Consider the following 12,468-nt stretch of genomic DNA (forward strand, 5'->3'; position numbering starts at 1 on the left):
GCAGGCAGTGCTAGATGATGCCCTGCGCGAGCATGGCGTTGGCGACCTTCTTGAAGCCGGCGATGTTCGCGCCGACGACGTAATCGTGCTCGCGGTCGTAGGTGGCCGCGGTCTTCGCGCAGTTCTCGAAGATGTTGGACATGATGCCCTGCAGGCGCTCGTCCGTGTACTCGAAGGACCAGGAGTCGCGGGTGGCGTTCTGCTGCATCTCCAGCGCCGAGGTGGCCACGCCGCCGGCGTTGGCGGCCTTGCCCGGGGCGAAGTTGATGGAGGACTTGCGGAAGAACTCCACGGCCTCCGGCGTCGACGGCATGTTCGCGCCCTCGGCGACGTACTTGCAGCCGTTGTCGACGAGCATCTTCGCGTCGTCGCCGTTGAGCTCGTTCTGCGTGGCGCACGGCAGCGCGACGTCGCAGGCGACCTCCCAGACGTTGCCCTTGGCGTGGAACTCCGCGCCCTCGACCTCTTCGGCGTACTCGCCGACGCGGCCGCGGCGGACCTCCTTGACCTCGCGCAGCAGCTCGACGTCCACGCCATTCGGGGTGGAGACGTAGCCGGAGGAATCGGAGAACGCGACGACGGTGGCGCCGAGCTGCTGGGCCTTCTCGATGGCGTAGATGGCCACGTTGCCCGAGCCGGAGACGACGACCTTCGCGCCGGACATCGACTCGCCGTGCTCCTCCATCATGCGCTGGGTGAAGTACACGGTGCCGTAGCCGGTGGCCTCGGTGCGCACCAGCGAGCCGCCCCAGGTCAGGCCCTTGCCGGTGAGGACGCCGGACTCGTGGCGGTTGTTCAGGCGGCGGTACTGGCCGAACATGAAGCCGATCTCGCGGCCGCCGACGCCGATGTCGCCGGCCGGCACGTCGGTGTACTCGCCGATGTGGCGGTTGAGCTCGGTCATGAAGGACTGGCAGAAGCGCATGATCTCCAGCTCGGACTTGCCCTTGGGGTCGAAGTCGGAGCCGCCCTTGCCGCCGCCGATGGGCAGGCCGGTCAGGGAGTTCTTGAAGATCTGCTCGAAGCCCAGGAACTTGATGATGCCCAGGTTCACGCTCGGGTGGAAGCGCAGGCCGCCCTTGTAGGGGCCGAGCACGGAGTTGAACTGCACGCGGAAGCCGCGGTTGACCTGGACGTTGCCCTGGTCATCGACCCACGGGACGCGGAAGATGATCTGGCGCTCCGGCTCGCAGAGTCGCTGGACCAGGCCATTCTCGCCGTACTCGGGATCCTTGGCGAGGACGATCTTCAAGGATTCGAGGACCTCGGACACGGCCTGGTGGAACTCGGGCTCGCCCGCATTCCGACGCAGAACGAGCTGGTAGAAATCGGAGACTCGATCGTCGACGTTCAACTATTGACCTTTCTTAGCGCCCGTCCGGCACCCCTGCTCTGCGACGGGCCTGGGCCCGCCGGTTCGCGGGACCGCGCGAACGGCGCGGACCGGGACGGGGAGATGGGTTATACCAATGGGCATTCTTTCACGCCCACCGCCCGCACGGAAACGCGTGGGGCGCCCCGGTGGCGCAGCGCCCCCTGCCAGCACCCCCATGTGCGGTCGCCGATCGGGGGCGGGAAATGCCCGGGAAATGGCCGCGAAACATTGCGGAAACATGGCCGGGCAGCGTCCCGGGAAAATCTCGCTTGACGACGTGCCGGCGTGAAACTTGTCACTCCGCACCCGTGTGTCAGGGCCGGAACCCTCGCGTCAGGGGCGGACCGCCACCATCCACGGGTAGCGGGCGACCTCTTCGAGCATGTCGTCGAATTCGCGGAGCACGGGGTCGTCGGGAAGCTGGGCGGCCGGGGTGAGCAGCCGCGACAGGTCCATGGTCAGGGCGTTGAGCGAACCCTCCAGGCCGGCGAGGTCGAGCGTGTAGCGGCGCATGACGCGATCGCCGACGGGCACGTCGGGGTTCTCGCGCTCCCACTGCTCGAGCAGCTGCTCGTCGACGGGGGCGTCGGAGACGAACACGTCGGCGTTGGAGATCTTCCCCTCGGCCTCCAACTGGCCCAGCCGGGCGGCGAAGGCGCGGGCGAGGTCGTCGGAATCGGCGGACGGTACGAGGCAATCGAAAACGATGGCAGGCATGCCAGTAAGGCTAACCTCACACACGCGGGTGCGCCATGATGGATTCATGGACCCCGACTTCACCGGCGACTTCACGGTCATCTGCTGCCCCGACAGTTTCAAGGGCACCGCCACCGCCCGCGAGGCCGCCGCGGCGATGGCGGCCGGCGTCCGCGACGCCGGCGCCACGGCCATCGAGGTGCCCATGGCCGACGGCGGCGAAGGCACCGCCGAACTCCTCGCCGGCGCGTGGGCGGGCGATGGAGGTGCGCGCGGAGTCCCCATCCACCATGACGTGGCCACCGTCGACGCCATCGGCCGCCCGATCACCGCGCGGTGGTGGGAGCCGGCGCCGGGCCGGGCGGTGCTCGATCTCGCCTCCGCATCCGGATTGCCCGCCGTCGCCGACGCCCCCGACCCGCTCGGCGCCTCGACGCGCGGCACCGGCGAGGTGATCCTCGACTGCCTGGACCACGGCGCCACGGACATCACGGTGTGCCTCGGCGGATCGGCGACGACCGACGGCGGCGCGGGATTGATCACGGCACTGGGTGCCCGGATTCTCGGTGCACGGGGACTCGGCACACAGGGGCTGGGCGGCGCCGCACTCGCCGACGCCACCGAGCTCGACCTCTCCGGCCTCGATCCGCGTGCCCGGCGCGCCCGCTGGACGCTGGTGCTCGACGTCACCACCCCGCCGCGCGACGCCCCCGCGGTCTTCGGCCCGCAGAAGGGCGCGAGCCCGGAGCAGGTGCGGCAGCTCACCGACGCGCTGCTCGCCTGGTGTCGGCTGTGCGGCGTCGACACGGCCGAACCCGGGCATGGCGCAGCGGGCGCGACGCCGGTGGGCATCACCGCCATCGCCGGAGACGTCACCATCGAGCGCGGCGCTCCCCTCCTCGCCCGCGCCACCGGCCTCGACGCTGTTTTGGGCGGCACTGCTTTGGACGGTCAAGCAGACCTCGTCCTCACCGGCGAAGGCGCCGTCGACTCCCAGAGCCACGTGGGCAAGGTCGTCGGCTGGATCGTCGGGCATTCGTCCGCGCCGGTCCATGTGATCGGTGGGACGGTCGATGAGGGTGCGGACGTCGTCAAGCGAGCCGCCGGAGCAACCGCCCTGCCCGGGCCCATGGACCGGACCCGCGAGCAACTGCGGCGCGCGGCCCATGATGCGACGCTGCGGGCGGCCCGGACGGCGGGGCGGGCGCGGCGGTCGTAATCTGGGGGGCATGCAGGAAATCGGAACGCCCTTGGTCACGCTGGCGGACGGCACCGTCAAGCAGCTCAACCCCTTCTCCGGCACCCAGGTGTGGACCGTCCCCGGCCGCGGCAACCGCCCCCTGGGCATCTCGCGGCCCGACCCGAAACCGCTGACCGACGCCGACTTCACCTCCCGCGACGCGTTCGGCTCGGCCAACCCGCTGCAGACCCCGCCGGAGAAGGCCCGCGTGATCCGCGACGATGCCTCCCCCACGGGCTTCCGCACCATCGACGGCGTGCTGCCCGGCGACGTCCACCGCACGCGGGCGGAGTTCCGGCGGGTGCCGAACCTCTTCGAGATCGTCACCTACGACTACTGGGCCAAGAACTACGGCTTCATCCCCGACGACGAGACCCGCGCGCGCATGGCCGCCTACCTCGCCGACCCCGAGGGCCGCGCCCACGTCATCGCCATCGTGCGCACGCGGCTCAAGGCCGGCGGGATGGCCCCCGAGGCGGTGGCGGCGCTTTCCGACGGCGAGCTGCTCGAGCATGCGCCCGGCTATTTCGCCGGCGGCCACGACGTGATCATCGGGCGGCGCCACTTCATCGACGGTGCGACGCGCGACGACCAGCTGGCGTCGTCGGGCACCCTGACCGTCGACGAGCACCGCGCGTTCATCGGCTTCACCGTCGAGTCCATGGCCGACCTGTACCGCCGCAACCGCTACGTGCGCTACGTCGCCGCGTTCCAGAACTGGCTCAAGCCCGCGGGCGCCAGCTTCGACCACCTGCACAAGCAGCTCGTGGCCATCGACGAGCACGGCGAGCAGCTGGAGCAGGAGATCCGCCGCCTGCGCGCCAACCCGAACATGTACAACGAGTTCGCCGTCGACTACGCCGCGCGGCACAACCTGGTCATCGCCGAAAACGACCACGCCGTCGCCTTCGCGGGCTTCGGCCACCGCTACCCCACCCTGGAAATCCACTCGAAGTCGCCGACGTGCGAGCCGTGGCGCCAGACGCCCGAGGAAATCGCCGGCATGAGCGACCTGCTCCACGCCTGCCACGCCGCCGCCGGCCCCGACGTGCCCTGCAACGAGGAGTGGCACCACCGCCCCATCGACCTCGACGTGCGCATGCCGTGGCGGGTGATGATCAAATGGCGCGTCTCCAACCTCGCCGGCTTCGAGGGCGGCACCAAGATCTACCTGAACACCATCTCCCCCCAGGGCCTGCGCGACCGCGTCGTGCCGCAGCTCTACCGCCTGCGCGACGAACGCCGCATCGCCGGCGACATCCGCATCGCCGTCGAATGCGCCTGCCGCCCCAACTCGCTGCGCTACAACCCGCAGGTGTCCAAGGAGTCGCGGTTGTAGGGGCTGGGCCGGCGGGGCTCGCGGGCCCTGCTTTACGACGCTCGCCGTTTCGCAACTATGTCGTAACACCCCGGAAATGTCGTCCCGGTAATTCTGGGGGCCATGGAGTTGACCCCACGGGAAATCGACAAGTTGATGGTGTTCACCGTCGCCGAAGTGGCCCGTCGCCGGCGCGCACGTGGAGTCGTGCTGAACCGGCCCGAGGCGATCGCGCTGGTCACCGATGCGGTCGTCGAAGCCGCGCGTGACGGGGTGTCCGTGGCGCGGGCGGCGGAGATCGGCACGCTGATCCTTTCCGAGGATGACGTCATGCCCGGCGTCCGCGGATCCGTGCCGTTGATCCAGGTCGAGGCGACCTTCCCCGATGGCACGAAGCTCGTCTCCGTCCACGACCCCATCGGTGGCCCGGCGGATCCGGAGCTGGGCACGTGAGCCGGGGCGGTGCCGCCGCGCTCCACGGGGGCGGGGCCCGCGTGATCGTGCTCGGCGGCGACGAGGTCCCCGATCCCGATACGTGGCGCGCGAGGCTGCCGGAATTGCTGCCCGGCCGCGAAGTCACGTGGGCAAATGGGCCCGCGGAGGCGGCGGACATCGTCGCGGGGTCGCCGTCGCGGACGCACGTCGTCGTTCCCCTGTCGACGGGGCGCCATCCGGTGACCATTTCCGATGCGGCCCGCGCCCTGCGATGGGTGCGCGACGAAACCGGGGCGAGGGTGTGCCTGGCCGCCCCGCTGGGCGACGCGACCAAGACGGTCTCGGCCCTGCGCGCCAACATCGGCCGCCATGTTCCCGCCGGCGCCTGGGCGCTGGTGGCGTCGGTGGCGCTGGATTCCTTCGCCGACGCCGAATTGTTCCGGCTGGCGCGCCTGGCCGCCACGCACAAGGACACGCCCGTGGAGGTCGCGTTCGATCCCGGCCATGAGGCTGCGGGCCACTGCGACCGGGTCTCCCCGACCATCGGGGAAGGGCGCGAGCGGTGCCGGGCGCTCGGCGCGGATGACGTTCGGGTGCTGCGCGCCGATCTGGCCCTCGAGCCCTGCGACGGGCACATCCCGCTGTGGTCTCCCCCGGTCCTGTCCACACTTCTGGCGCTTGCCGCCGACGATGCCCTGGCCGCGCTGGGCCACGGCCACGACGGCATCGACGGCGCCCTCGACGCCGACCACGGCCACGGGTACGCCCACAGCCACGGCGACGACGATCACCACGGGCATTCACACGGCCATTCCCACTCCCACTCTCACGAATCGAGGCACGCCCATGGCTGACGCAGTCGACTACCGCACCGCCGACGAATCCCCGATCGTGTTGTATCCGGGGCGGCGCGTCGCAAAGCAATCCGTGACCAACACCGGCGACCGTGCCATCCAGGTCGGCAGCCACTACCACTTTTTCGAGGCCAACCCCGCCCTCGACTTCGACCGCGACGCCGCCTGGGGCATGCACCTGGCGCTGCCCGCGGGGCTGGCCGTGCGATTCGAGCCCGGCATGACCCGCACGGTCGAGCTGGTCGACTTCGGCGGCAAGCGCATCCTCCACGGCTTCCACGGGCTGGTCGACGGCCCGCTCGACGATCCGGACGTCCGGGGCAGGGCGCGCGCGGCGGCCATCGCCGGCGGATTCCGGGGATTCGGCGACCAGACCAACACCAGCACGGACACCAGCACCAGCACCAGCACGGAACAGGAGGCGTCCCGATGAACGGCGACATCACCATCGGCCGCGGTGAATACGCGGCCATCTTCGGCACGACGACCGGCGACCGCGTGCCGCTGGCCGACACCTGCCTGGAAATCGAGATCGAGCACGACGCCACCGCCGGCGCCTACGGCGAAGAAGCGGTCTACGGCGGCGGCAAGGCCATCCGCGACGGCATGGCCCAGGACCCCACCATCACCGCCGCCGACGGCGCCCTGGACCTGGTGATCACCGGCGCGATCGTCGTCGACGCGATGGCGGGCATCCGCAAGTGCGACGTCGGCATCCGCGACGGCCGCATCGTCGGCCTGGGCAAGGCCGGCAACCCCAACACGCAGGACGGCATCGACGCGGACCTGATCATCGGCGCGGCCACCGAGGTCATCTCCGGCGAGCACCGCATCCTCACCGCCGGCGGCGTGGACACGCACATCCACTACATCACGCCGCAGCAGTGCGAAGAGGGCCTGTCCAATGGCATCACCACCTTCTTCGGTGGCGGCACCGGCATGGCCGACGGCACCCGCGGCACGACGTGCACCCCCGGCCCCGCCAACCTCGCCTCGATGCTGCGCGCCGCCGACGGGCTGCCGGTGTCCACCGGGTTCCTGGGCAAGGGCTCCGGCTCCGTCCACGCCCCGCTGGCCGAGCAGATCATCGCGGGCGCGGCGGGGCTGAAGATCCACGAGGACTGGGGCGCGACCCCCGCCACGATCCGCACGGCACTCGACGTCGCCGACGAGTACGACGTCCAGCTGGCCATCCACACCGACACACTCAACGAAAGCGGCTTCTTCGAGGACACCGCCGCCGCCATCGGCGACCGCACCATCCACACCTTCCACTCCGAGGGCGCCGGCGGCGGGCACGCGCCGGACATCCTCCGGGTGGCGGGCATGCCGTCGGTCCTGCCGGCGTCGACGAACCCGACGCTGCCCTACACCGTCAACTCCGTCGAGGAGCTGTTGGACATGGTGATGGTGTGCCACCACCTGTCGCACTCCATCCCCGAGGACGTCGCCTTCGCCGATTCCCGCGTGCGGGTGGAGACCATCGCCGCCGAGACCGTCCTCCACGACATGGGCGTGTTGTCCATCTTCTCCTCCGATTCGCAGGCGATGGGCCGCGTCGGCGAGAGCTGGGTCCGCGCCTTCCAGACCGCGCACCATTGCCGCGACCAGCTGGGGAAGCTTGGCGACGGTCCGGTCGACAACGAGCGGGTGCTGCGGTACGTGGCAAAGATGACCATCAACCCGGCCCTGGCCGCCGGCATCGCCGATCACGTCGGCTCCATCGAACCGGGCAAGATCGCCGACCTGGTGCTGTGGCCCATCGATTCCTTCGGCGCGAAGCCCCAGCTGGTCCTGCGCATGGGCCAGATCTGCTGGGCGGCGGTGGGCGACCCCAACGCCTCGCTGCCCACGCCGCAGCCCGTCTATTACCGCCCCCAGTTCGCCAACTACGGCTCGGCGCTGACGGCGACGCGCGTGACCTGGATGTCGCAGGCGGCGATCGACGACGGCCTGCCCGCCCGCCTGGGACTGCAATCGACGGTGCTGCCCGTGCGGGGCTGCCGGGACATCGGCAAACGCGACATGGTCCGCAACGACGCGCTGCCCGACATCCATGTCGACCCCGAAACCTACGTGGTCACCGTCGACGGCACGCCGGTCACCATCGCCCCCGCCGAGACCCTGCCGCTGGCCCAGCGGCACTACCTGTTCTGATGTCCGGCACCACGACGGCCGACGGCGTCCGCTCCCTGCTGGTCACGCTCCAGTGGACCGACTCGGCGTTCCCCTCCGGCCTGTTCACCCTGTCGCACGGGCTGGAAGGTCTCGCGCAGCGCGGCATCGCCACCGCGGACCGGCTTTACGACGTCGTCTCCGAACTCATCCGCCACTCCATCGGCCCCTCGGATGCCACGGCCGCCTGCCTGGCGTGGCGGGCCGCCGAGGCCGGCGACCTGGACGAGCTCATCGCCATCGACGAGGAGCTCTCGGCCACGCGCCCCTCCGAGGGGATGCGCCGCGGATCCCACCGCGTGGGCCTGCAGGTCCTGACCATGGCCGACGAACTCGGCCACGGCGCCGCCCACGGCATGGCCGCCGAGTTCCACGGCGCCGTCGCCGCCGGCCGCTGCCCGGGAAACCAGGCGGTGGCGGTGGCCGTCGTCAAGCACGGCCTGGGAGTGGGCATCGAGCACGTTGCGGCGGCCGAGCTCGCCGGATTCGTCAACGGCATCGCCGGCGCCGCCATCCGGCTGCGGCTGGCCGACCACATCACCGCGCAGAAGCTCGTCGCGGCGATGGCGCCGGTCATCGAAGCCGCACTCGACGACGCCCTGGCCCGCCCGCTCGACCTGCTCGGCCCATCGACCCCGGCCCTCGACATCGCCTCCGCCGCGCACGAAACCGCGCCGGCCCGACTTTTCCTGAACTGAACCCGACCCCAACCCCAACCACGACCAACCCGAAAGCCGACGATGAACCACGATCACGCCCGCACCAGCCATGCCAGCCACACCGACCATGCCGCAGCCGGCACCGTCGCCGCGCCCACACGCCCGTTCCGCATCGGCATCGGCGGGCCCGTCGGCTCCGGCAAGACCGCGCTCATCGAGGCGCTGGTGCCCGTCTTCGCCGAGCGCGGGCGCGAGGTCGGGGTGATCACGAACGACATCTACACGCAGGAAGACGCCGACCACGTCCGCCGCACGCTGGCGGGGACGCTCGACCCGGCGCGCGTCGTCGGCGTGGAAACGGGCTCGTGCCCGCACACCGCCGTGCGCGACGACCCGACCATGAACATGATGGCCGCCGCCGAACTGCAGGCCGAGCACCCCGAGGTGGACACCATCTTCTTCGAATCCGGCGGCGACAACCTGACGCTGACGTTCTCGCCGGCGCTGGCCGACGTCTTCGTCTTCGTCCTCGACACCGCCGAAGGCGAGAAGATGCCCCGCAAGCGCGGGCCCGGCATCACCGAGTCGGATCTGCTGGTGATCAACAAGGCCGACATCGCCCAGTACGTCCGGTGCGACCTGGGCGTCATGCTTTCCGACGCCGACCGCGTCCGCTCCGGCGCACCCGTCGTCGCGACGAACTGCCTCGACGGCGCGGGCATCGCCGAGGTCGCCGACTTCCTCGAATCGAAGCGGCCCTGAGCATGGGGACGGTGAATCACGGCGGCGCGGGATCGTCGCAAAGCAATAAGCCTGGGACCGGGACCAACACGGCGGCCCTGCCGGTGGGGTCGCCGGGCAAGGACGGCCTGCTTGTGCTCGAGTTCGCGCCGGTCGAGCGGCCCGGCGGCGCGCGCGATGCTGGGCCCGTGACCGAGTGGACGCGTCGGCGCCACCGGACGCCGCTGCACGTCACGCGGCCGCTGCACACCGATCCCGCGCTGCCCGGGCTACCCGTCGTCTACGCCATGTGCACCGGCGGCGGGCTGGTCCAGGGCGACCGCACGCGCACCGAGGTCACCGTCCGCGCGGGCGGGCATGCGCTGGTCACGTCGCAGGCTGCGACGAAGATCCACGGGATGTCGGATGGCTTTGCCACGAACCACATCCACCTCACCGCCGAGCCCGGCTCCGCCCTGGAGTACCTCCCCGATCCGACGATCTGCTTTCCCGGGTCGTCGCTGCGCCAGTCGATGGTCGCCGACGTCGCGCCGGGGGCCACGCTCATCGCCTCCGACGTCACGGTCATGGGCCGGCTGTCGGAGGTCGAGCGCGTCGCGCCCGATGAGGCGCAGCTGGCCACCCGCATCACGCGCGAGGGACGGCCGGTGCTCGTCGACCGGGTCACCCTCGGCGGGGCGACCGCCGACGATGCGCTGATCACCGGGAGCGCGCCGGTGCTGGGGACGCTCCTGGTCGTCGTGCCGGAGCCCGCCGCCGCCCGCACGTTGGTCGCGGCGATGCGCGCGGAACTGGATGGCGGTGCGGGAATGGATGGTGCGGGGGCCGGTGCTGCAGAACTAGATGGTGCGGAACTGGGTGCTGCGGGGGCCGGCGCGGGCGGCGGTGGGATGGCCTACGGCGTCACCACCATGCATCGCGACGCCGGCGTCATCGTCCGGGCGCTGGGTTCCGACGCCGAAGCCGTGCAGCGCACCTTTCACCGATTGTGGGACATCGCGCGTCGTGAGCTGTTCGGCGTCGGCGCCTTCGACCTGCGCAAGCGGTGACGCCACAATTCTGCCGCGTTGAGGCCACGGCGATTCGGGGTTAGGGCCACGGCGCTTCAGCGTTGAGGCCGCGGCGCTTCAACGTTAGGGCCGGAACCCTGACCCAACTTTCGAACACCGAGATCGGTTGAGCCCCAACGGATGTGACCACAGTAGTAGCACGCACGTTCGACCCACGTACCCATGGCCCGCATCGCAATCCGGAGCGTCCGCTATTTTGTTCCCATGGCTAGCGGGGGCGACGGCAACGACACGACGGGCACGGGGCGACCCGCCGCGTGCGCCGCCGACCTCCGCGCCGGCATCGAGCAATTCGCGCAGGCCGTGGAGACCATGACGGGCGCATGGGATCTGCTCGACGACGACGCCCGCCACGACGCGTACGTCGCCATCGAAAAGGCGCGGCGGAGGCTCGCAATCGTGGACGCGGAGTACTTGTCGGCGGCGGCGAACGGGCGCGTCGTAAAGCCAACGCCGAAGGTCGTGGAAAAGCTCACGGTCAACGCGCACGTGTCGAGGGCGGAGGCTCGCCGCCGGATTTCCGCGGCGCACAGGCTGCAGCGGCCCGAGGCGCAGAACCGGCCGCCCGAGCATGATCTGCCGGCGGTGCGGCGCAAGGTCGCGGAGGGTGTGGTGGGCGCGGATGCGGTGGAGATCATCGACAAGGCGCTCGACGGGTTGCCGAAGAAGGCCGAGAAGCTGATCCACGTCGCCGACCCGCACATCGCCGATCTGCTGGACAAGGTGCGGGTCGACGATCTCAAGCACCTGGGGCCGATGCTGCGGGCGCTGCTCGGGCTGGATGATCCGTACACCGACGAGGATCGGCAGCGGCGCCGCAGCCTGCGGTTGTCGACTCCGGATTCCGACAACATGTCGCGCATCAGCGGCCACATCACCCCGGAGTTCGCCGCGATCCTGCGGCGGTTGTTCGCGGACCACGCGGGACCCGGGGGTTTGCTTCCCGACGGTGCGGAGGAGACCCGCAGCGCCGACCAACGCCGCCACGATGCCGCGGAAGCCGCCGTCGCCGCGGGGTATGGCGCGCCGGACTCGGATGATGGCGGTGGGGATGACGGTGTCGATGGAGCTGACACTGGCACTGCCGATGGCCCTGGTGATGACCCTGGTGATGCCCCTGGCGAAGGTGGCTGTGGCGTGGCATCTCCGGGGCGACCACCGGAGGATCCGCCGCCTGCGGCCCCCGATCTCCGGCCGGCCGGGCGGCTGCGCCCCAAGCGCGGGACCACGTCGATCGTGGTGACCATGCACATCTCGGAGCTGGCGGCGATGACCGGCACCGCGCTGACCGACGTGAGCACGAGCATGTCCATCGGCGAGGCCATCCGCGGCGCCGATGCCCACAACGTGTTTCTGTCGGTGATGGACTTCAAGGGGCAGAACCTGTGGTTCGGCCGGGCCCGGCGCTGCGGCTCGATGGCGCAGTACCTCGCGTTGTGCGCGGAGGAAGGGATGAGCACGGCGCCGGGATCGTCCTCGCCAGCCGCGTACTGCGACATCCACCACATCGATCGGTGGGACACGGGCGGATTGACCGACATCGGCGGGCTGACGCTCGCGGACTACGTCATGCACGGCCGCGTCGACGATGACCGGACCGATGAAAACAGGTGGTGGACGACGAGGGCCGGAACGTCGTCAAGCCAGGGACCTGGACCACGGCCACCAGGCCACGAACGGGGCCATGAACGGGGCCCCGAACCGCCGACGGCGGGGCCGGATAATCCGAAGGTGCGGTGGATTCCGCCGAGGTCGGAGGATCCGGCGCGGACGCCGCGGGAAAATCACCATCCGCTGGGCTGGCTCGCGCCCGGGCGGCGGATCCGGCGATACTTCGCGCGCAGAAGTGGGGAGGGTGGGGCTGGTGGGGACCGTGGGGACGGCGGAGATGGTGGGGACAAGTGA

At 70.6% G+C, this 12,468-nt stretch carries 12 protein-coding genes; 10 read left to right on the forward strand and 2 right to left on the reverse strand.

Annotated elements, in window-relative coordinates; translation table 11 throughout:
- Window positions 1–10: 10 nt before the first annotated feature.
- Window positions 11–1,354, reverse strand: a complete 1,344-nt coding sequence (gene gdhA, locus ACFWGD_RS03085) for an NADP-specific glutamate dehydrogenase (RefSeq protein ID WP_377777068.1) — start codon at window positions 1,352–1,354, stop codon at window positions 11–13.
- Window positions 1,355–1,708: 354 nt separating this feature from the next.
- Window positions 1,709–2,092 (reverse strand): hypothetical protein, encoded by a 384-nt coding sequence (locus ACFWGD_RS03090; protein WP_377777070.1) that lies wholly within the window; start codon window positions 2,090–2,092, stop codon window positions 1,709–1,711.
- 46 nt (window positions 2,093–2,138) lie between these two features.
- On the opposite strand from ACFWGD_RS03090, the gene ACFWGD_RS03095 reads away from it, so the two are divergent.
- From ACFWGD_RS03095 to ACFWGD_RS03140, 10 genes are all read left to right on the forward strand, one after another.
- Window positions 2,139–3,290 carry a glycerate kinase gene (locus ACFWGD_RS03095; RefSeq protein WP_377777071.1) on the forward strand — a complete coding sequence of 384 codons (1,152 nt, stop codon included), beginning with the start codon at window positions 2,139–2,141 and terminating at the stop codon, window positions 3,288–3,290.
- Window positions 3,291–3,300: 10 nt separating this feature from the next.
- Window positions 3,301–4,650 carry a DUF4921 family protein gene (locus ACFWGD_RS03100; protein ID WP_377777072.1) on the forward strand — a complete coding sequence of 450 codons (1,350 nt, stop codon included), beginning with the start codon at window positions 3,301–3,303 and terminating at the stop codon, window positions 4,648–4,650.
- A 102-nt stretch (window positions 4,651–4,752) separates the two neighbouring features.
- Window positions 4,753–5,082 (forward strand): urease subunit gamma, encoded by a 330-nt coding sequence (locus tag ACFWGD_RS03105; RefSeq protein ID WP_377777073.1) that lies wholly within the window; start codon window positions 4,753–4,755, stop codon window positions 5,080–5,082.
- Window positions 5,079–5,918 carry a hypothetical protein gene (locus ACFWGD_RS03110; protein ID WP_377777075.1) on the forward strand — a complete coding sequence of 280 codons (840 nt, stop codon included), beginning with the start codon at window positions 5,079–5,081 and terminating at the stop codon, window positions 5,916–5,918. The genes ACFWGD_RS03105 and ACFWGD_RS03110 overlap by 4 nt, the downstream gene beginning before the upstream one ends.
- Window positions 5,911–6,351, forward strand: a complete 441-nt coding sequence (locus ACFWGD_RS03115; RefSeq protein ID WP_377777077.1) for an urease subunit beta — start codon at window positions 5,911–5,913, stop codon at window positions 6,349–6,351. The genes ACFWGD_RS03110 and ACFWGD_RS03115 overlap by 8 nt, the downstream gene beginning before the upstream one ends.
- The gene (gene ureC, locus ACFWGD_RS03120; protein WP_377777078.1) at window positions 6,348–8,075 is read left to right on the forward strand and encodes an urease subunit alpha; all 1,728 of its coding nucleotides are present in this window, start codon (window positions 6,348–6,350) and stop codon (window positions 8,073–8,075) included. The genes ACFWGD_RS03115 and ureC overlap by 4 nt, the downstream gene beginning before the upstream one ends.
- Window positions 8,075–8,791 (forward strand): urease accessory protein UreF, encoded by a 717-nt coding sequence (locus tag ACFWGD_RS03125; RefSeq protein WP_377777079.1) that lies wholly within the window; start codon window positions 8,075–8,077, stop codon window positions 8,789–8,791. The genes ureC and ACFWGD_RS03125 overlap by 1 nt, the downstream gene beginning before the upstream one ends.
- Before the next feature lie 42 nt (window positions 8,792–8,833).
- Window positions 8,834–9,514, forward strand: coding sequence for an urease accessory protein UreG (ureG, locus tag ACFWGD_RS03130; RefSeq protein WP_377777080.1), 681 nt, complete (start codon window positions 8,834–8,836; stop codon window positions 9,512–9,514).
- A gap of 2 nt (window positions 9,515–9,516) precedes the next feature.
- Window positions 9,517–10,542, forward strand: a complete 1,026-nt coding sequence (locus tag ACFWGD_RS03135; protein WP_377777081.1) for an urease accessory protein UreD — start codon at window positions 9,517–9,519, stop codon at window positions 10,540–10,542.
- A gap of 225 nt (window positions 10,543–10,767) precedes the next feature.
- Window positions 10,768–12,468, forward strand: a complete 1,701-nt coding sequence (locus tag ACFWGD_RS03140; RefSeq protein WP_377777082.1) for a DUF222 domain-containing protein — start codon at window positions 10,768–10,770, stop codon at window positions 12,466–12,468.

The sequence above is a fragment of the Corynebacterium sp. NPDC060344 genome (genome assembly GCF_042725215.1).
Classification (GTDB): Bacteria; Actinomycetota; Actinomycetes; order Mycobacteriales; family Mycobacteriaceae; genus Corynebacterium.